This is a genomic window from Phenylobacterium koreense (assembly GCF_040545335.1).
Classification (GTDB): domain Bacteria; phylum Pseudomonadota; class Alphaproteobacteria; order Caulobacterales; family Caulobacteraceae; genus Phenylobacterium; species Phenylobacterium koreense.
In genome coordinates, this window is record NZ_JBEPLU010000001.1 from 389978 (window position 1) to 410243 (window position 20266).

Here is a 20266-nt window from a genome sequence, read left to right on the forward strand (position 1 = left end):
CGCCAGATCGGCGGCTCAGAACCGGGCCTTCAGCCCGGCGAAGGCGTAGCGGCCGACCAGGTCGTAGATGCCGTCGTCGCCTGCGCCCTGGACGACGCCCAGCGGCGGCTCTTCGTCGAAGAGGTTGTTGATTCCGCCATAGACCTCGAAGCCATCGAAGCGGCCGGGCAGTTTCCAGCGCACGATGACGTCGTGGTACCAGACCGGCTCGATCTGCGAGGGCGAGATCGACTCCGCACCGTCACGTTGGGGATCGCGGTTGTAGCGGACCGAGCGGCTGACGAACCTGGTCTTCCAGGCGACCCGCACCGGGCCCTGGTCGTAGCTGATGTTCGACAGCAGCTTCCACTCGGGGTTGCCCAGGGTCAGCTCGTTGATCTGCACCTCGTCCGGCCGGTCCTGGAAGGCGAAGAGCCGCAGCTTGTCGAGGTGGTTGGCGGTGATCGCGACGGTGAAATTGCCGTCCAGGGCGCGCAGGGCGCCCATGCGGGCGGTGATGTCGTCGATACCGCGTTGGTAGGAGACCGTCAGGTCCCAGCCGCTGGTCTCGAGCTTGGAAGCGTTGAGGTAGGTCGATTCCACGAAGTCGATCTGGTTGTTCTCGTCGCGGGTGAACAGGCTGCAGAAGGACTCGTCCGGCCCGCCGCTGGCGTCGACGCAGTTGTTCACGATGTCCTGCGGGTCGATGAAGGTAATCGCGTCGGTGATCTTGATATTGTAGTAGTCGAGCGTGATCGAGAAGTTGGGCGTCCAGCGGGGCTGGAGCACGAGCCCGACGGTCCAGCTCTTGGCCTTTTCCGGATCCAGGTTCTCGTTGCCTGAAGCCGTGCCCTGGATGCTCTGGTTGTCGATGGCGACGAAATCTGGCGGCAGGCCGAGGGCCGCGCAGTTGCCCGGACGATCGGGGTCTCGGCCGACATCGGCGGCGTCGCAGGGGTCCTCGACATCGAAGAACGACGAGGTGGCCGGCAAGAAGGCCTCGGTGATGTTCGGCGCGCGAACGGCCTCCGAATAGGTGCCGCGGAACTTCACGTCGCGGAACGGCGCATAGACGCCGCCGACCTTCCAGGCGGTGGCGCTGCCGACGGTGGAATAGTCGGCGTAGCGGATGGCCGCATCCAGGGTGAGTTCGTCGATCCAGGGACGTTTGGCGAGCAGCGGCACCCGCGTCTCGGCGAAGACCTCCTTGACGTCGAAGCCGCCCGAGGCGTCGGGCTGGGGCGCGGTGTCGGAGAACCCGGCCTTGATGAAGGGGTCGTTGATGTTCTTGCTGTCTTCCTTGCGGTACTCGAAGCCGCCGGCGAAGCCGACGGCGCCGCCGTCGAGATTGAGGAACTTCGAGGTGTCGAAGCCGAAGGTGGCGGTGACCACCTCCTGGTCGATCTGGTGCTGGCGGAAGGCTTCGTGGCGGACGTATTCCAGGGCCGCCAGGCTGTTCTGCTGGCCGAACGGATTGTAGGGCACGCAGGCTTCCGGGGTCATGTTTTCGGGCGCCGTCCAGCCCTCATACTGCGCCTCCGGCACGTCCACCCGGCAGCGGACCTGGCCGGAGTTCGGATCGACCACGGAGTCGATCGCCGCGGCGTAGTTGCCCGGGATCATGCTGTTGCGCGAGACGATGGTGTTGCGGGTCTGGCCGCGGTTGTAGCTGAGCTCCCAGGTCAGGTCGGCGAAGTCGGTCTCGAACTTGCCGTCGAAACCGGTGACGAACCGCCAGGTCTCACGGGTGATGTTGTTGGTCCGCGCGCCCATGTCGCCGTTGAAGCGGGCGATCAGCGGCAGGGAGTCCGGGCTGAGCGTGTCCAGCCGCGCCTGGATCTGCGGCGTGATGAAGGCGCTGTCCGGCTCCAGCACGTAGTCGCCGAAGGAGAACGAGGGCTGGACGAAATCGGCGACCTTGGTCTGAACGAACTTGCCGTCGAAGGTGAAGTTGACGTTCGGGGTGATCGCATAGCGGAAGGTGGTCGCCAGACCCCGGCGGTTGGTGGGCGGGGACAGCAGCAGCCAGTCTTCCAGCGCGAAACAGGTGTCGCAGGGACCGGCGAAGGAGCCGAAGGCCGAGGAGTTGACGCCGATCCGCGGCGGCTGGGTCACCGGCGTCCCGTTGACGGTGAAGCCGGCCAGGGGCGAGAGCGCCCCGGTGGCGGTGTTCAGGTCGAGGATGACGCCGTTCTCGTCGATCGTGTCGGAGAGCACGAACGGCACGAGCAGGCGGTCGGGGGCGCCGTCGAACGGGTCGGAATTGACGATCGTCCCGTAGTTGTTGAGCGAGCGGATGTCGGTGGCCTTCACGCCGCGGGTCTGGTCCCAGAAGCCCGTGAAGGTGAAGTTCGCACGGTCGTTGTCGAAGTTGTGGCCGACGGTGAGATAGGCCGAGGTGTTGCGGCCGAACTTGCCCTCCCACGGCTGCCCGCGCTCGACCTGGGCCTCGACGCCTTCGAAGTCCTTCTTGGTGATGATGTTGACCACGCCGGACACAGCGTCGGAGCCGTAGATGGCCGAGGCGCCGCCGGTGATCACCTCCACCCGATCGACCAGGGCGGTGGGGATCGAGTTGAGGTCCACCGCGGAGTCGCCGGCGTCGCCCGCCACGTGGCGCTTGCCGTCCACGAGGGTCAGGGTGCGCGAGGTCCCCAGGTCGCGCAGGTCGGGGAAGTTGAGGCCGCCGGCGTCGCCGAAGCTGTTGCCGTTGCCGCGCACCGTGCCCGAAAAGCTCAGCGCCGGAAGCTGGGCGATGACATCGCCCAGGTTGGACGTCCCCGAGTTCTGAATGAGCTGCTGCGAGACGGTCGAGACCGGCGTCGGCTGGTCGAGGTTCGGACGCGGGATGCGCGAGCCGGTCACCACCAGTTCGGAGACGGTGCTCCCCTCCTCCTGGGCGTAAGCGCAGGAGGCCGCGCCAAGCGCGAGCGCGCCGCCGAGCAACGTGGTGGCCAGGAGCTTGGCCTTGGAGACTTTCATGAGGAAACCCCACCCTCTGTGATCCGGTCGGGCTCCGCGAACGACGTTCGATAAGCCCCATGCCGAGCTGTAATCGCGGAAGGCGCAGCTAGTTCCCGGCTCGCGTTCAAGGCGAACCAAATGTGTCATTTTCGTCACGCAACTTGCGTGGGTGCAGTGGGATGTCGGGGCAAGGCTCTGGTTTTACTAGAGTTCCTAGAGCGAGGCGGCGCGGTGAGAGGGCGCCGTTTGGCCCATATTCGCGCGGAGGGAGAACTCTCTCGGGGGAGGATCTGGGTGACTTCTCCGTCCCCCTCATGGGGAGGGACAGGCCGCGAAAGCGGCCAGGGTGGGGCTGCGGAGTCAGCAAGACCCACCCGTCTCGTCGCTAACGCGCCGATCCACCGGCGGCCCACTCCGTCTCGCCTGCGGCGAGCCACCTCCCCCAACGGGGGAGGATCTGGGAGGGAGAAGTCATCCCACACCGCCTTGCGGAGGCTTCTGAACCGAGTTACCGTGAACCGTCAAACTCGTACGGTTCGGCTGAATTTCGACGCTCCATATCCCGGCGCACCGAACCTGCTCCCCGACCCTCCCGAACTTTGATGCGCGGCTCAAAAGACTTGGGTTGCGGAACGACTTACCCAAGGACGACACTTCTATGGCTACCGGCACTGTTAAATGGTTCAACGGAACCAAGGGCTATGGCTTCATCCAACCGGACGATGGCGGCGCCGACGTCTTTGTCCACATCTCGGCCGTTGAACGCGCCGGACTTCGCAGCCTGAACGAAGGCCAGAAGATCACCTACGAACTCGAGCAGGACCGCCGCAGCGGCAAGATGGCCGCCGGCAGCCTGCAGGTCTAAGCAGTTCCGCAACGGACCCCACCAGGTCCATGCATCGAAACGGCTGCGGGCCGGCGGAAACGCCGGCCCGTTTTCGTATCTGGAAGACAGGGCGCGACAACGCGGCGGGACGTAGGGGAGCATTGCGCTTGCACCTTGACGACTCCGGCTCTAAACGGCGCGCTTAACCTGCAGTTTGATCGGGACCGGGCGCGCCTGAAGGTGCGACCGCCCATGCGCGCGAGTGGACATGCCGAAACGCACAGACATTTCCTCGATCCTCATCATCGGCGCCGGCCCGATCGTCATCGGACAAGCCTGCGAGTTCGACTATTCGGGCGTCCAGGCCTGCAAGGCGCTGCGCGCCGAGGGCTACCGGATCGTGCTGGTCAACTCGAACCCGGCCACGATCATGACCGATCCGGACGTGGCGGACGCGACCTATATCGAGCCGATCACCCCGGAGATGGTCGAGAAGATCATCGCCAAGGAACGCCCTGACGCCCTGCTGCCGACCATGGGCGGCCAGACCGCGCTGAACACGGCCCTGGCGCTGGAAAGCGCCGGCGTGCTGGCCAAGTACGGGGTCGAGATGATCGGCGCGAAGGCCGACGTCATCGACAAGGCCGAGGACCGCCAGAAATTCCGCGACGCCATGGACAAGCTGGGCCTGGAGAGCCCGCGTTCGCAGGCGGCGCACTCGATGGACGAGGCCATGGAGGGCCTGGAATTCGTCGGCCTGCCGGCGATCATCCGCCCGTCCTTCACCCTCGCCGGCACCGGCGGCGGCATCGCCTATAATGTCGAAGAGTTCAAAGAGATCGTCGAGCGCGGCCTCGACCTCTCGCCGACCACCGAGGTGCTGATCGAGGAAAGCGTCCTGGGCTGGAAGGAGTATGAGATGGAGGTCGTCCGCGACAAGGCGGACAACTGCATCATCGTCTGCTCCATCGAGAACGTGGACCCGATGGGCGTGCACACCGGCGACTCGATCACCGTGGCCCCTGCCCTGACCCTGACGGACAAGGAATACCAGCGCATGCGCGCGGCCTCGATCGCCGTGCTGCGCGAGATCGGGGTGGAGACCGGCGGCTCCAACGTGCAGTTCGCGGTGAACCCGGCCGACGGGCGCATGGTGGTCATCGAGATGAACCCGCGGGTGTCGCGGTCCTCGGCCCTGGCCTCGAAGGCCACCGGCTTCCCTATCGCCAAGGTCGCCGCGCGCCTGGCCGTCGGTTACACGCTCGACGAGCTGATGAACGACATCACCGGCGCGACGCCGGCCTCGTTCGAGCCCAGCATCGACTACGTGGTCACCAAGATCCCGCGCTTCGCCTTCGAGAAGTATCCGGGCTCTGAACCCTACCTGACCACCGCCATGAAGTCGGTGGGCGAGGTCATGGCCATCGGCCGCACCTTCTCCGAGAGCCTGCAGAAGGCGCTGCGCGGCCTGGAGACCGGCCTGACCGGCCTGGACGAGATCGAGATCGAAGGCGCACACGATCCGGAAACCGGCGACGCGGCGGTGATCCGGGCGCTGGGCCAGCCGACCCCCGACCGGCTGCGGGTGATCGCCCAGGCCTTCCGCCATGGCCTGTCGGTGGAGGCGGTCGCGGCCGCCTGCCGCTACGAGCCCTGGTTCCTGCGCCAGATCGAAACCATCGTCGCGACCGAGGAAAGCCTGCGCCGCAAGGGCCTGCCGCGGACGGCGGCCGAGTTCCGCGCCATCAAGGCCCAGGGTTTCTCGGACGCCCGCCTGGCCAAGCTGACCCACACCACCGAGGCCGAGGCCCGCGAGCAGCGCCGCGCCCACGGCGTGCGGCCGGTGTTCAAGCGCATCGATAGCTGCGCCGGCGAGTTCCGGGCGGCCACGCCCTACATGTACTCGACCTACGAGACCGGCTCGCTGGGCCAAATCCCCGAGTGCGAGAGCGAGCCCAGCGACCGCAAGAAGGCGATCATCCTGGGCGGCGGTCCGAACCGGATCGGCCAGGGCATCGAGTTCGACTACTGCTGCTGCCACGCCGCCTTCGCCCTGGACGACATCGGGGTGGAGTCGATCATGGTCAACTGCAACCCGGAGACGGTCTCCACCGACTACGACACCTCCGACCGCCTCTATTTCGAGCCGCTGACGGCCGAGGACGTGCTGGAACTGATCGCGGTCGAGCAGGCGCGCGGCGAGTTGCTGGGCGTGATCGTGCAGTTCGGCGGCCAGACGCCGCTGAAGCTGGCCAAGCCGCTGGAAGACGCCGGCATCCCGATCCTGGGCACCAGCCCGGACGCCATCGACCTGGCCGAGGACCGCGAGCGCTTCCAGCAACTGCTGCACAAGCTGAAGATCGCCCAGCCGGTGAACGCCATCGCCCGTTCGCGGGAAGAGGCCTTCGCCGGCGCGCACGCCGTCGGCTATCCGATCGTGATCCGCCCTTCCTACGTGCTGGGCGGCCGGGCGATGGAGATCATCCGCGACGACGAGCAACTCGAGCGCTACGTGAACACCGCCGTGCAGGTGTCGGGCGACAGCCCGGTGCTGATCGACCAGTACCTGAGCCGCGCCACCGAGGTGGACGTCGACGCCCTGTGCGACGACGCCGGTCAGGTGTTCGTGGCCGGGGTGATGGAGCACATCGAGGAGGCCGGCGTGCACTCGGGCGACAGCGCATGCTCGCTGCCGCCGTTCTCGCTGAAGGCCGAGACCATCGCCGAGCTGAAGCGCCAGACCGAGGCCATGGCCCGGGCGCTGGAAGTCCGCGGCCTGATGAACGTGCAGTTCGCCATCGAGGAGCCGCACTCCGACAACCCGCGCATCTATGTGCTGGAAGTGAACCCGCGCGCCAGCCGGACCGTGCCGTTCGTCGCCAAGACCATCGGCCAGCCGCTGGCCTCCATCGCCGCCAAGCTGATGGCCGGCGAGAAGCTGGCGAGCTTCAACCTGGTGGAAAAGCCCTATGACCACATCGCGGTGAAGGAGGCGGTCTTCCCGTTCGCCCGCTTCGCCGGGGTCGATACGGTGCTGGGCCCGGAAATGCGCTCCACCGGCGAGGTGATGGGCCTGGACTGGATCCGGCCCGGCGAGACCAACGGCGCGGCCTTCGCCCGCGCCTTCGCCAAGAGCCAGCTCGGCGGCGGCGTGAAGCTGCCCAAGGGCGGCAGCGTCTTCGTCTCGGTCAAGGACAGCGACAAGCCGTGGATCCTGGAGCCGGTGAAGCTGCTGCTGGGCCAGGGCTTCAAGGTGCTGGCCACCGCCGGCACCGCCTCCTACCTGTCCGAACAGGGCCTGGAGGTGTCGCCGATCAAGAAGGTGCTGGAGGGGCGTCCGCACATCGTCGACGCCATGAAGAACGGCGAAGTGCAGCTCGTCTTCAACACCACCGAGGGCAAGCAGTCCCTGGCCGACTCCTTCGAGATCCGCCGCACGGCCCTGATGATGAAGACCCCCTACTTCACGACCGCGGCCGGCGCCCTGGCCGCGGCCCAGGCCATCGTGGCGACCGTCGAGGACACCCTCGATGTGCGCCCGCTGCAGAGCTACGCCTGAGACGGCTCGGCCGGTGGGCGGCTCGAGCGTCGCCCATCGGCCGTCGCGGCGAGCGATGACGACTCGCGAAGGCCTTGGAACAAAACGTGATCCCGGCCGTTTTAGGCAATGGTGAAGCTTAGCTCCACCTAATCTTGTCAAAGGGTGGCCAGTTTCCACCCTGACGGGAAAGCTCGGTCATGCGAGCGCCTCGCAAACTCCTGTTTGTGAAGGACTTAGCCAGAAATTCCCGATTGACCGCCGTTCGGCGGAAGCGCAACCTCAAAGCGTCGCCACGCTTTTGCGGGCGCAAGTGGGCGAGCTTCCGGCGGCCCCTGATGACCAGCCGGTCTGCCCATTCGGGCGCCTGTCGCGGTGTGGCGGAGGACGTGTCCTCTGAAACAGTGTGCGAAGGAAGACGCCATGCAAACCGGACACCACGAGGGTGAGGTCCACCATCACAAGAACAAGCACCTGCTGGAGCGCTTCGAGGGGTATACCGACCTTATTGTCGTGGCTCTGATTATCGCTCTCGGCGCTGCCATGCTCATCGGTCTCCTCACGGCGAACGGCAGGGTGACCTGGTAGACAACCAACGAAAGATCCGGGTCCGGCGGCCCCAGGAGGTCTGAGGCCGCCGGGCTCCATCGTCGCGAACAGGTCCTGAAGCGCCCCCCGAGGGGCGGCCGGGCCGTGCTGCTTTCGTTCCTCCCGAACATCGCCGGCTTACGCTGGGGTCAGGCTGGTCCTCCGCCTGAACCTGGGCTACGCGTTGGTGACTGAACAACGATCATAAACGGGAGGACTTCCGCATGGCGGGCCGTGTCGAGGGCAAGGTGGCGCTGGTGACGGGCGGATCGAGCGGCATCGGCCGCGGATGCGCCGAGCGCCTGGCCCAGGAAGGGGCGCACGTCGTCGTCACCGACCTGCAGGACGACAAGGGCGCGGCGCTGGTCGCCGGCATCGAGGGCGCGGGCGGCAAGGCCTCCTACCTCCACCACGACGTCACCTCCGAACAGGCCTGGATCGACACGGTCGCGGCGGTGAAGGCGAAGCACGGCCGGCTGGACATCCTGGTGAACAACGCCGGCATCGGCCTGAGCGGCTCGGTGCTGGAGATGAGCCTGACAGACTTCCAACGGCAGACGGCGGTCAACCTGGACGGGGTGTTCCTGGGGTCCAAGCACTCGATCCCGCTGATGCGCCAAAGCGGCGGGGGCTCGATCATCAACATGTCGTCGGTGGCGGGCCTGAAGGGCGCGGCGATCCTGGCGGGCTATTGCGCCACCAAGGGCGCGGTGCGTCTGTTCACCAAGTCCGTGGCGCTGGAGTGCGCGGCGGCCAAGGACGGCATCCGGGTGAACTCGGTCCACCCCGGCATCATCGAGACTCCGATCTGGGACACCATCGTCGGCACCGGCGAACCCGGCGACAACGCCCGCCCGCCGCGGGGCCCGGTCCTCGACGCCATGACCGCCGACGGGGTGCCGCTGGGGGTCAAGGGCTACCCCGAGGACATCGCCAACGGGGTGCTCTGGCTGGCCTCCGACGAGAGCCGATATGTCACGGGCGCCGAGTTGGTCATCGACGGCGGCTTTTCAGTGAAGTAACCCGCTGCGCATGAGCGCCACACTTCACGTCGTCTATGGTCCGGCCGGAGCCGGCAAGTCCACCTACGCCAAGGAACTGGCCCGCCGAACGCCGGCGGTCCACTTCGCCATCGACGACTGGATGGCGCGGTTGTTCGCCCCCGACATGCCCGACCCGATCGAGTTCGAGTGGCTGATGGAACGGGTCGAGCGTTGCGAGGCGCAGATCTGGTCGACCGCCGCGGGCGTGATCGCGGCGGGCACCTCGGTGGTCCTGGACCTGGGGCTGCTGCGGCGGAGCGACCGCGCGCGGGTCGCCGAGATCGCCCAGGCGGTGGAGCTGCCGCTGCAGTTCCACTTCGTGACCGCGCCGGAAGCGGTCCGGCGCGCGCGCGTACAGGAGCGCACCGAGGTCCGCGGCGAGAATTTCGCCCTGGCGGCCGGGCCGGAAATGTTCGAATTCATCGAGGGGGTCTATGAGGCTCCGGACGACGCTGAACTGGAAGGCGCGATCATTTCGGAAAGCGCCTGAAACTCAGCGCCCTGCAGGGCGGAGCGATCGCTTTCGGAGGGTTACGGGGACCGGCTCGGGTCGGCCCCTTGAGTTTTCGCGCCCGCGCATCTAGTCTCTATCCCCCCGGACGCCTGCGCCCGCGGCCGGCAAAACACCTCCCAAAAGGGCGAACCCGAGTCCTCACCACCGATGGAAAAAGTCCCGATGACCGCCGAGGGCTGGCAGGCTCTCGACGACGAACTGAAGCGTTTGAAGACTGCCGAGCGGCCCGCCGTGATCGCAGCGATCGCCGAAGCACGCTCGCATGGCGACCTTTCTGAGAATGCGGAATACCACGCCGCCAAGGAGCGGCAGGGCTGGATCGAAGGCCAGATCGCCGAGATCGAAGACAAGATGGCTCGCGCCCAGGTCATCGACGTATCCAAGCTTTCCGGCACCCAGGTGAAATTCGGCGCGACCGTCTCGGTCGTGGACGAAGACACCGAGGAAGAGGCCCGCTACCAGATCGTCGGCGAACACGAAGCCGACGTGAAGCAGGGCAAGATCTCGATCGTCTCGCCGCTGGCCCGCGCCATGATCGGCAAGGAGACCGGCGACGTCGTCGAGGTGAACACCCCCGGCGGCGGCAAGGCCTACGAGATCCTCAAGGTCGAGTGGCTTTAGAGCGCGTTCCGCAAAAGTGGAAACCGGTTTTGCGGTTAGAACGCGCTCAAACCTTTGGATTTAGAGCACGATTCAACGATCAGACGATTCCGTCTGATCGCATCGTGCTCTAGAGCCTCGACTTGCCAAAATCAGCATCGCCCGTCGGAACGCCGCTCACCATCTGGGCGGTCTCTGACGGGCGTGCCGGCATAGAAGCCCAGGCGCTCGGCCTGGCGCAGGCGGTCGCACGCCAGCGCCCGGCGAGCGTCGAGATCAAGCATGTCGCCTGGAAGGGCGAGCTCGGCCGGCTGCCCTGGCGGCTGATGCCGTTTCCTCGGCTGCTGCTGAAATCCGGCGGCGAGATCGCCCCGCCCTGGCCGGACATCTGGATCGCCACCGGCCGCGCCACCCTGCCGCTCTCGATCCGCGTGAAGGCCTGGTCGCGGGGCAGGACCTTCGTCGTCCAGACCCAGGACCCGCGCATCCCGGCGCGGCGCTTCGACCTGGTGATCCCGCCCCGCCACGACCGGCTGGAGGGCGAGAACGTCTTTCCGATCACCGGATCGCCAGGCCGCGTCACGCCAGAGCGCCTCGCCGCCGAGTTGGAACGCTTTTCCGCCGAGCTGGAGCCCCTGCCCCACCCGCGGGTGGCGGTGATCATCGGCGGCAAGTCCAAGGCCCACGACCTTTCGACCGAACGCGCCGAGGCCATGGCCCGGGAAATCGAGACGGCGGTCCGGGCGGCCGGCGGATCGGTGATGGTGAGCTTCACCCGCCGCACGCCGCCCGAGGCCGAAGCGGTGATGGCCGCGCGGCTGAAGACCCTGCCCGGCCAGGTCTGGAACGGCCAGGGCGACAATCCCTACTTCGCCTACCTGGCGGCGGCGGACTACATCCTGGCGACCGAGGACTCCACCAACCTCGCCACCGACGCGGCCTCGACCGGCAAGCCGGTGCTCGTGCTGGCGATGGAGGGCGAGAGCCGCAAGCTGAGGCTGTTCCACGACGACCTCCAGCGCCTGGGGGCGGCGCGGCGTTTCGAGGGCGTGCTCCAGGACTGGAGCTACGAGCCCCTGGCGGAAACCGATCGCGCCGCGAGCGAGATCCTGCGCCGCTACGATATCCGCCAAAGAGGTTGAGCGGCTTAGCTTTTCAACCCGACGCTTTCGGGGTCCCATGGGATCGAGATGATTCTGCGTCCTCGGATCCTGTTCATCGCCAATGGCGGCCCGACGGTGGGCGGCGGCCACGTCATGCGGTCCCTGACCCTGGCGCGAGCCCTGGCCCAGCACGGCGCCGACTGCGTGTTCCTGGCGGCCCCGCCCGTCGCCGCGATCCTCGACGCCTTCGGCCCGGAGATGGGCCGCGAGGAGGCCGTCTCGCTGGAGCCCGCCGCCATCGTCCGCGGCGCGGTCGGGATGCAATTCGACGCCGTAGTATTCGACCACTACGGCCTGTCGCGGGCCGAGCATGACGCCATCGCCGCCGGCCGCCCGGCCATGGTCATCGACGACCTGGCCAACCGCCCGCTGGGCGGGGCGCTGGTGCTGGACCCCGGCCCTGCCCGCACAGAGACCGATTATGCCGAATGGATCGACGGGGCGCGGCTGCTGCTCGGGCCGCAATATGCGCCGGTGCGGCCGGAGTTCGCTGCCCTGCGGGAACAGGCCATCGACCGCCGGGGCGGTCCGGTTCGGCGCATCCTGATCGCCCTGGGCATGACCGACGTGGACGGAGTGACCTCGCGGGTCGTCGATCGCCTGCGCCAGCGCAACGGCGAGATCGACTTCGACGTGGTGCTGGGAAGCGGCGCGCCGAGCCTGCCGGGCCTGGCCAGGGTGGCGGCGCACGACCCGCGGGTGAACGTGCATGTGGACGCGCTCAACATGGCCGAGCTGACCCTGGCTGCCGACGTCGCAATCGGGGCCGGCGGCTCGACGGTGTGGGAGCGCTGCACCCTGGGCCTGCCGTCGGCGCTTGTGGTGCTGGCGGAAAATCAGTGGCCGGCGGCCAAGGCCCTGGCCGAGAGGGAGGCGGCCCTGGTGATCGACATCGCCCAGGGGGACTTCGACGCGGCGCTCGACCGCGTGTCGGTGAAGCTGGTGAAGGACGCGGCCTGCCGCGCCCGCCTGACGGCGGCGAGCCTGGAGCTTTGCGACGGCCTGGGCGCCGAGCGGGCGGCGGAGGCGTTCCTCGAGGTGCTGTCGGCGGGGGCCAAGGGTCGGCGTTGACGAAAGCCGGATGACGATCTGAGAGATCCGGGTGGCTGGATCCAGCCCATATGCGATTTCCTCCGCGAGGGAGGGCCCAACTTCCCCTCAGCCCAGCATGTCCCAGGCAAGCGGCTCGCCGCGGGCGAGGTCGCGGGCGGCGGGACGGCCCAGTATCTCTTCGAGGTGGGCCGGGGCGAGGCCGGCGCCGGGGCGGATCGAGCGGATATTGGCGCGGGTCAGGGGCTGGCCGGCCTTCACGTCGGCCGCGACATAGAGCGAGCGGCGGAACTGCAGGGAGGCGCGCTCGGAGCCGAGGGTGTCGTAATGCGGCCAGCCCAGGGCGCGCCAGGCGTCCCTGCAGTCTCGGACGAGCGCGGAGAACTCCTGCGGTTCCAGCGAGAAGGCGGCGTCCGGACCGCCGTCGGAGCGAGCCAGGGTGAAGTGCTTTTCGATCACGCAGGCGCCGGTGGCGACGGCGGCGACGGAGGCGGCGCTGCCGGGCGTGTGGTCGGAGAGTCCCACCGGAACGCCGAACCGCTGCTGCATGTCGGCGACGGTGCGAACATTGGCGTCCTCGAAGGTCGAGGGATAGCTGGAGACGCAGTGCAGCAGCAGCACGCCGGGGGCGCCGGCCTCGAGCGCCGCGTCGCGCGCGGCGGCCATCTCTTCTGCATTGGCCATTCCGGTGGAGATGATCAGCGGCTTGCCCCTGGCCGCGGCGTAGCGGATCAGCGGCAGGTCGACCGCCTCGAAGGAGGCGATCTTGTAGGCCGGGGCGTCCAGGCCCGCGAGGAGGTCGACGGCGGTCTCGTCGAACGGGCTGGAGAAGATCGTCACCCCGCGCCGGCGGGCGCGCTCGAAGATGGCGGCGTGCCATTCGAAGGGCGTCTGGGCCTCCTGGTAGAGCTCGTAGAGGCTGCGGCCGTCCCAGAGGCCCCCGTGGATACGGAACTCAGGCCGGTCGACGTCCATGGTGATGGTATCGGCGGTGTAGGTCTGGATCTTGATGGCGTCGGCGCCGGTGTCGGCGGCGGCGTCGACCATCTGCAGGGCGCGATCGAGGCTGCCGTTGTGGTTCCCCGACAGCTCGCAGATGACATAGGGCTCGTAGCCGGGGCCGATCTTGCGGCCGGCGATCTCGATCTCAGGGGGCTGGCTCATCTGGACGCCTCGAAAACTGGCCGCAGCTTAGGCATGGCCGCTGAAGCGGACGTTAACCAAGCCGATCAGCGCGGCGGCCGCCACCGGCTGACCGCGAAGCCCAGGCAGACGCCGAGCGCGATGCCGATCGCCACGCCGACGCCGATATTTCCGGTCGCCTGTCCCAGCGCCGCGCCGAGCGCGACGCCGATGGCGATCCACAATCCAAAATTCATGGCCGACTCCCGGCGCCTGCCCTACATACGTCTCATGTCGCAGAACGCTCCACGCACCACCCGCTGCCTGGTCCTGGGCTCCGGCCCGGCCGGCTACACCGCCGCCATCTATGCCGCCCGCGCGCTGCTGAAGCCGGTGCTGATCGCCGGTATCCAGCCCGGGGGCCAGCTCACCATCACCACCGACGTCGAGAACTATCCCGGCTTCGCGGACGTGATCCAGGGGCCGTGGCTGATGGAGCAGATGCGGGCCCAGGCCGAGCATGTGGGCACCGAGATCATCAACGACATCGTCGTGAAGGCCGATCTCTCGCAGCGTCCGTTCCGGCTGGAATGCGACAGCGGCGAGGTCTGGCTGGCCGAGACCCTGATCATCGCCACCGGCGCCCAGGCAAAGTGGCTGGGCCTGGAGACCGAGCAGAAGTTCCAGGGCTTCGGCGTCTCGGCCTGCGCGACCTGCGACGGCTTCTTCTATCGCGGCAAGGAAGTGGTTGTGGTCGGCGGCGGCAACACCGCCGTGGAAGAAGCGCTGTTCCTGACCAATTTCGCCTCGAAGGTGACGGTGGTTCACCGCCGCGACGAGTTCCGCGCCGAACGGATCCTGCAGGAGCGGCTGTTCGCCCACCCGAAGATCGAGGTGGTCTGGAACGCCGCGATCCACGAAGTGACCGGCACGACCGAGCCGCTGGGCGTCACCGGCGTGAAGCTGAAGGACGTGAACACCGGCGAGATCCGCGAGATCAGCGCCGACGGCGTGTTCATCGCCATCGGTCACGCCCCGGCCTCGGAACTGTTCAAGGGCCAGCTCGAAATGGACGCTTCGGGATACCTGAAGGTGATCCCCGGTTCGGCAGCCACCGCCATCAAGGGCGTCTTTGCGGCCGGCGACGTCACCGACGACGTCTATCGCCAGGCGGTGACCGCGGCGGGCATGGGCTGCATGGCGGCGCTGGAAGCGGTGCGCCTGCTGGCGGCCGAGGACCACGAGAAGGCGCACCACCCGATCAGCCAGCACGAGAGCCAGCGCATCGGGGCCTGGTAAGCGACGGGCCGGCGCGAAAAGGCCGCGCCCGACGGCCCCTAGCGAAAGGCCTCGTTTCCGCCTAGCTAGCCGAGCGTGGGAGAATCTCTTCTCCTACCGAGTAATCGACGGCCCAATTTCCCAAGGACGAGGCGATCCGCCGCCATGACGAACCTGATCGTGCGAGGCGGACGCGCCTTGCGCGGAAGCATCACGCCTTCCGCTAACAAGAACGCCGTCCTGCCGGTGCTGTGCGCCACGCTGCTGTCGGACGAGCCGATCGTCCTGCATCGCGTCCCCGACATCACCGACGTGCGCAAGCTGCTGGATTTCTTCACCAAGCTCGGCAGCTCGGTGGACATGGACTATGCGAGCGGGACGCTGCGGCTGCACCATGGCGGCGAGCTGGATCCCAAGGCCGCGCACCTGCCGCTGGGCATGCGCTCCTCGATCATGCTGATCCCGGCCCTGCTCTATCGGTTCGGCCGCGCCAGCCTGGAAGAGGACGTCACCGGCTGCACCCTGGGCTCGCGCGAGATCGACCCGCACATCGAGGTCTTCCGGGCCTTCGGCGCCGAGGTCACGAGCGAACCTTCGGCGACGGTGATCACCGCGCCCAAGGGCTTCTGCGCCGTGCAGCACTGGCTGGACTACGCCTCGGTCACCACCACCGAGAACTTCGTGCTGTGCGCGGTGACGGCCAAGGGCGCCTCGCAGCTCACCAACGCGGCCTGCGAGCCGCACGTCCAGGAGTTCTGCGAGTTCCTGAGCCTGATGGGCGCGAAGATCAAAGGCGTCGGCGGATCGCGCATCAAGGTCGAGGGGGTCGAGGGCCTGGCCGGCATCGAGTTCACCTTCGCCGACGACTTCCACGAGGTGGCGACCTTCCTGGCCATGGGCGCGATCACCGGCGGCGAGATCGCGGTGCAGAACGGGTCGGTGGAACAGTTCCCGCTGCTCGACCGCACCTTCGCCAAGTTCGGGGTCGAGGTGACGCACGAGAACGGCTGGAGCCGCGCGCGGGTGGACGGGCGGCTGAAGGTGCGCGAGCCCTTCACGTCCAACATCCTGACCAAGGTCGAGGCCGCGCCCTGGCCCTATGTGCCCGCCGACCTGCTGCCGATCTTCATCGCGCTGGGAGTGCGCGCCGAGGGGCAGGCGATGTTCTGGAACAAGGTCTATGACGGGGCGCTGGGCTGGCATGCCGAGCTCGGCAAGTTCGGAGCGCACGCCCTGCTCTGCGATCCGCACCGGCTGATCATCTTCGGCGGCAAGCCGCTGACCCCGGCGCGGGTGGAAAGCCCCTACATCATCCGCGTGGCGATCGCGCTCTTCATGCTGGCCGCCAGCATCGAGGGCGAGAGCACCATCCTGAACGCCAGCCCGATCCAGCGCGCGCACCCGAAGTTCGTCGAGAACCTGAACGCCCTGGGCGCCGACGTGAGCTGGGTGGTGGGGGACTAGGGCGTGTGCCGCCGGCCTTCCCGGCGGCCCTCGGCGTCTATGGATGGCCGGGACCTGACGGCCCGCCATGAAAAACAGAAGGCCGAGCTTCGTATGCGATAGCCCTGCCGTGGAAGGGCCAGCGAAGACGTTTAGGCCGCCGCGCGCTTGCGCATCGAGCGGACGCGGAAGCCGAGGACCAGCAGGGTGACGCCGAAGACGAGGCCGTAGGCGCCGAGCCACCAGGTCAGGACCACCGCGCCGACCATCGGGGCCAGGATCAGGGCCGCGCCGAACAGCAGCGAGACGATGGCCGAGAAGGCGAGCCAGCCGCGGCCGGCGACCGGCTCGCGACGGAAGACCGCCGCCAGCTTCAGGGCCCCGGCGATGATCGACCAGACGGCCAGGATCGCCACGAAGGTCACCATGCCCAGGCGCGGCATGAAGAAGAGCACCACGCTGGCGACGATATTGGCCACGCCTTCGAAGGCCAGCCAGCCCCAGGGGCTCTTCTGGCGGGCGGCCCTGAAGGCCGCGGCGATGGCCAGGAAGCCGTCGGCCATCAGATAGATCGAAAAGACGATCACCAGGGAAAGCGCCGTGGTGACCGGCGCCATCAGGGCCAGGATCCCGAACAGGATCCCGATCACGCCGCGCGCGACGATGGCCTGCCACGAGACGCCGTCGAACAGTGCGGAGAACGCCGGATTCGGCACATGCAATCTCTGATCTGCAGTCATGGCCCAGTCCCGTTTTGAGGGAAATTCCGCAGCCAAGCTCATAGTTCCCGAAAGATCCGAGATTCCGCCGCTCGGGTGATGCTAGGAGGGGCGCGTGATCAAGCCGTCCCTGGAAGGCCGCCGCGCCTTCATCCTCGAAAACACCCGCCTCCAGCAGCCGCCGCACACCCCGGAGCTGACGCTGCACCTGGCCGACGAGGTCACGCCGATCTGGCGGATGACCGAGGAAGCCCTGGCCGAGATCGGCTTGCCGCCGCCGTTCTGGGCCTTCGCCTGGGCCGGCGGGCAGGCCCTGGCGCGCTACATCCTCGACCATCCGGGCGAGGTGGCCGGCAAGCGGGTCATCGACTTCGCATCGGGTTCGGGCATCGTCGGGATCGCGGCGATGAAGGCCGGGGCCGGCCATGTGCTGGCGACCGACATCGACCCGTTCTGCGGGGCGGCGCTGTCGCTCAACTGCGCGGCCAACGGAGTGAGCATCGACTTCACCGACCAGGACCTGCTGGACGCGCCTGCGCCGGAGGCCGACGTGATCCTGGCCGGCGACATTTGCTACGAGAAGCCGCTGGCCCAGAAGGTGATGGATTGGCTGGCCCAGGCGCACGTGCGCGGCGCGCGGGTGCTGATCGGCGATCCCGGCCGCAGCTACTTCCCGCGGGTGGGCCTGGAGAAGCTGGCCGAATACCGGGTTCCGACGACCCGGGAGCTGGAAGACAGCGAGGTCAAGAAGACCGCGGTCTGGACCCTGCCCGCCTGATCTCCGTCCCCGTCAGGTCATTTGCGCGATGATCGTGGGATCGCAGCTCGTGGCCAGCATCATGCCGGCGCGGTCGCGGGCGAGCATGAGCAGGTCTTCGCTCATGTCGGCGTTCGGCAGCGTCATGTTGTAGCAGCTCTCGACCGGGCTGCTCATGGTGTGCAGCAGGCTCACGACGTCCCGCTCGATAATCCAGGCATCGGCGGCGAGTTCGTCGGCTGAGGGCTGTTGACCCATCTGGCCGATGACCAGACAGGCGATCAGCCCGAGCGAAACCGCCAAGGCGTCCATAGTTCGCATATCTATCCCCTAGGACCCGGCATATAGCGAAGCCCAGCGCGGGAAACAATGCGAATTGTGCAGTGCACAAATGCGCAAGCCGTACAAACTTCGCCTTATAGTGCCCGCAAACGAGAATCCGCATCTGGAGTCCCCATGCGCCGCCGCACCTTCCTGGGCGCCCTGCCCGCCTCCGCAGTCGCCACCGCCGCGCTCGCCCAGAGCCGCGACGAGAACCCGAACCGCAATCGGCCCGACGTGCATGGCGGCGACCGCATCGACGGCGCGACCTTCGCCTCGCGCAGCGCGGCCTGGGGCGTCCATGGCGCGGCGGCCACCGCCCATCCGCTGGCCAGCCTGACGGCGCTGGACATGCTGCGGCGGGGAGGTTCGGCGGTGGACGCCGCCGTCGCCGCCAATGCGGTGCTGGGGCTGATGGAGCCGATCTCCTGCGGCGTCGGCGGCGACTGCTTCGTCATGCTGTGGGACCCGAAGACGAAGAAGGTCGAGGGCCTGAACGGCTCGGGCCGCAGCCCGCGGGGCCTGAGCCTGGAGACCGTGCGCGGGCGGGCCAAGAACGGCCTGATCCCCTCCTACGGCGCGATCGCGGTGAGCGTGCCCGGCGCGGTCGACGCCTGGTGGACCCTGCACCAGCGCTACGGCAAGCTGCCGTGGAAGGACCTGTTCGCCCCGGCCATCGCCTACGCCGAGGAAGGCTTCCCGGTCACCCAGAACGTCGCCTACTACCTGGGCCGTTCGCTGATCAACTTCACCAAGCCCGGCGTCGGCATCGAGGAGATCGACAACTTCAAGAAGGTCTGGGCCGCCGGCGGGGCCACGCCCAAGGAAGGCGAGATCTTCAAGAACCCGGCGCTCGGCCGCACCTATCGGCAGATCGCCGAGCACGGGCGCGAAGGCTTCTACGGCGGCGAGGTGGCCGCGGCCATCGAGGCCTATTTCAAGCGGATCGGCGGTTGGATGACCAAGGCCGACCTCGCCGACCACCACTCGCGCTGGGACCCGCCGCAGAAGATCAACTATCGCGGCGTCGACGTGCACGGCCTGTCGCCCAACAGCCAGGGCCTGGCCACGCTGCAGGCGCTGAACATCATGGAGGCCTTCGACTTCAAGGCCATGGGCTTCCAGTCGGCGGCGGCGATCCACCATGCGGTGGAGGCCAAGCGCCTGGCCTTCGAGGACCGCGCCAAGTTCTATGCCGACCCCGACTTCTTCAAGACGCCGACCGAGTGGCTGTTGTCGAAGGAATACGCGCGCGAGCGGGCCAAACTAATCTCGCCGAACAAGATCCTGACGCCGGTCCATCCGGGCCAGGCGCCGAGCCATGGCGACACCACCTATTTCACCACCGCCGACCAGGACGGGATGATGGTGTCGATGATCCAGTCGAACTATCGCGGCATGGGATCGGGCCTGTCGCCGGACGGGCTGGGCTTCATGTTCCAGAACCGCGGCGAGCTGTTCGCCCTGACCGACGGGCACGCGAACATCTTCGCCCCCGGCAAGCGGCCCTTCCAGACCATCATCCCCGGCTTTGCGACGCGGAACGGCGAGCCGTGGCTGGCCTTCGGGGTCATGGGCGGCGACATGCAGCCCCAGGGCCAAGCGCAGATCATCTCGAACATGGTCGACTTCGGCCTCTCCCTGCAGGAAGCCGGCGACAGCCCCCGCTGGCACCATGGCGGCTCCACCGAACCGACGGGCGAGGCCCAGAAGGGGATCGGCGTCCTGAACCTGGAGAGCGGCGTGCCGGAGGCGACCAAGGCGGCGCTGGCGGCCATCGGCTGGAAGATGGCCCCCGATCCGGGCGGCTTCGGCGGCTACCAGGCCATCGAACGTTGGCCGGGGCGCTATGCGGCGGCCACCGAGATGCGCAAGGACGGCGTCGCGCTGGCCTACTGACGACGCTGCGCGCCCGGCGGTTGGCGATCCTGATTGACGCCGGCTCCTGGCGGGTGAAGCTCGCGCCTCGCCCACCAGGAGGACGGCCGATGAGCCCTGAGGAGATGCGCGAAATCATCCTGAGCTTTCCCGGCGTCGAGGAAGGCTCGTCCTACGGCCAGCCGGCCTTCAAGGTGAACGGCAAGTTCTTCACGCGGCTGCGCGGGGAAGACCAGAGCCTGGTGCTGCTGGAGGTCGACCGGGACGAGCGGGAGATGCTGATGGAGGCCGAGCCGGGGACCTTTCACATCACGCCGCATTACAAGGACTATCCGAGCGTGCTGGCCAGGATCGAAACCCTGCATCCGGGATCGTTGCGAAACTTCCTGGAGCGGCGCTGGCGCAAGGTCGCGCCGAAGAAACTACAGAAGGCGCGGGACGCCGGGGAAGCCTGACAGCGCCCTGTCGCATCCAGCCGATACC

General features: G+C 67.7%; 18 protein-coding genes. 13 read left to right on the top strand and 5 right to left on the bottom strand.

All coding sequences use genetic code 11. The features are described 5' to 3' along the window. Positions 1-15 precede the first annotated feature (15 nt). Positions 16-2961: a TonB-dependent receptor domain-containing protein gene (locus ABID41_RS01915; protein WP_331928249.1), complete on the bottom strand. Its 2946-nt coding sequence runs from the start codon at positions 2959-2961 to the stop codon at positions 16-18. Between the two features lie 640 nt (positions 2962-3601). On the opposite strand from ABID41_RS01915, the gene ABID41_RS01920 reads away from it, so the two are divergent. The 8 genes from ABID41_RS01920 to pseG all read left to right on the top strand — a co-directional run bounded on the left by ABID41_RS01920 (position 3602) and on the right by pseG (position 12286). Beyond that, positions 3602-3808, top strand: a complete 207-nt coding sequence (locus tag ABID41_RS01920; RefSeq protein WP_331928247.1) for a cold-shock protein — start codon at positions 3602-3604, stop codon at positions 3806-3808. 229 nt (positions 3809-4037) lie between these two features. After that, entirely contained in the window at positions 4038-7328 is a 3291-nt protein-coding gene (gene carB, locus ABID41_RS01925; RefSeq protein ID WP_331928245.1) for a carbamoyl-phosphate synthase large subunit, read from the top strand. Between the two features lie 402 nt (positions 7329-7730). After that, positions 7731-7895, top strand: a complete 165-nt coding sequence (locus ABID41_RS01930; RefSeq protein ID WP_331928243.1) for a hypothetical protein — start codon at positions 7731-7733, stop codon at positions 7893-7895. 224 nt (positions 7896-8119) lie between these two features. Beyond that, positions 8120-8917 (top strand): SDR family NAD(P)-dependent oxidoreductase, encoded by a 798-nt coding sequence (locus ABID41_RS01935; RefSeq protein ID WP_331928241.1) that lies wholly within the window; start codon positions 8120-8122, stop codon positions 8915-8917. Positions 8918-8927: 10 nt separating this feature from the next. Next, positions 8928-9428: an AAA family ATPase gene (locus tag ABID41_RS01940; RefSeq protein ID WP_331928239.1), complete on the top strand. Its 501-nt coding sequence runs from the start codon at positions 8928-8930 to the stop codon at positions 9426-9428. A 171-nt stretch (positions 9429-9599) separates the two neighbouring features. Continuing rightward, the gene (gene greA, locus ABID41_RS01945; protein WP_331928237.1) at positions 9600-10073 is read left to right on the top strand and encodes a transcription elongation factor GreA; all 474 of its coding nucleotides are present in this window, start codon (positions 9600-9602) and stop codon (positions 10071-10073) included. Between the two features lie 122 nt (positions 10074-10195). Beyond that, positions 10196-11194 (top strand): mitochondrial fission ELM1 family protein, encoded by a 999-nt coding sequence (locus ABID41_RS01950; protein WP_331928235.1) that lies wholly within the window; start codon positions 10196-10198, stop codon positions 11192-11194. 48 nt (positions 11195-11242) lie between these two features. Then, the gene (gene pseG / locus ABID41_RS01955; RefSeq protein WP_331928233.1) at positions 11243-12286 is read left to right on the top strand and encodes a UDP-2,4-diacetamido-2,4,6-trideoxy-beta-L-altropyranose hydrolase; all 1044 of its coding nucleotides are present in this window, start codon (positions 11243-11245) and stop codon (positions 12284-12286) included. An 87-nt stretch (positions 12287-12373) separates the two neighbouring features. Here pseG and pseI read toward each other — a convergent pair whose 3' ends face one another. Both pseI and ABID41_RS01965 read right to left on the bottom strand, forming a co-directional pair. After that, positions 12374-13429 carry a pseudaminic acid synthase gene (gene pseI, locus ABID41_RS01960; protein WP_331928231.1) on the bottom strand — a complete coding sequence of 352 codons (1056 nt, stop codon included), beginning with the start codon at positions 13427-13429 and terminating at the stop codon, positions 12374-12376. Positions 13430-13494: 65 nt separating this feature from the next. Next, positions 13495-13644: a hypothetical protein gene (locus tag ABID41_RS01965; protein ID WP_331928229.1), complete on the bottom strand. Its 150-nt coding sequence runs from the start codon at positions 13642-13644 to the stop codon at positions 13495-13497. Positions 13645-13678: 34 nt separating this feature from the next. On the opposite strand from ABID41_RS01965, the gene trxB reads away from it, so the two are divergent. Beyond that, complete coding sequence (trxB, locus tag ABID41_RS01970) at positions 13679-14686, top strand: thioredoxin-disulfide reductase (protein ID WP_331928289.1); 1008 nt, start codon at positions 13679-13681, stop codon at positions 14684-14686. 144 nt (positions 14687-14830) lie between these two features. Continuing rightward, complete coding sequence (locus ABID41_RS01975) at positions 14831-16129, top strand: UDP-N-acetylglucosamine 1-carboxyvinyltransferase (protein ID WP_331928227.1); 1299 nt, start codon at positions 14831-14833, stop codon at positions 16127-16129. 131 nt (positions 16130-16260) lie between these two features. On the opposite strand, the gene ABID41_RS01980 is transcribed toward ABID41_RS01975, so the two are convergent. Further along, the gene (locus ABID41_RS01980) at positions 16261-16848 is read right to left on the bottom strand and encodes an HdeD family acid-resistance protein (protein WP_331928225.1); all 588 of its coding nucleotides are present in this window, start codon (positions 16846-16848) and stop codon (positions 16261-16263) included. 94 nt (positions 16849-16942) lie between these two features. On the opposite strand from ABID41_RS01980, the gene ABID41_RS01985 reads away from it, so the two are divergent. Continuing rightward, positions 16943-17605 carry a class I SAM-dependent methyltransferase gene (locus ABID41_RS01985; RefSeq protein ID WP_331928223.1) on the top strand — a complete coding sequence of 221 codons (663 nt, stop codon included), beginning with the start codon at positions 16943-16945 and terminating at the stop codon, positions 17603-17605. 12 nt (positions 17606-17617) lie between these two features. Here ABID41_RS01985 and ABID41_RS01990 read toward each other — a convergent pair whose 3' ends face one another. Then, positions 17618-17896, bottom strand: coding sequence for a hypothetical protein (locus ABID41_RS01990; protein ID WP_331928221.1), 279 nt, complete (start codon positions 17894-17896; stop codon positions 17618-17620). Between the two features lie 144 nt (positions 17897-18040). Here ABID41_RS01990 and ggt point away from each other — a divergent pair, with 144 nt between their 5' ends. Together ggt and ABID41_RS02000 are read left to right on the top strand one after the other, a co-directional pair. Further along, positions 18041-19804 (top strand): gamma-glutamyltransferase, encoded by a 1764-nt coding sequence (gene ggt, locus ABID41_RS01995; protein WP_354297104.1) that lies wholly within the window; start codon positions 18041-18043, stop codon positions 19802-19804. 89 nt (positions 19805-19893) lie between these two features. Next, entirely contained in the window at positions 19894-20238 is a 345-nt protein-coding gene (locus tag ABID41_RS02000; RefSeq protein WP_331931668.1) for an MmcQ/YjbR family DNA-binding protein, read from the top strand. Positions 20239-20266: the final 28 nt, after the last annotated feature.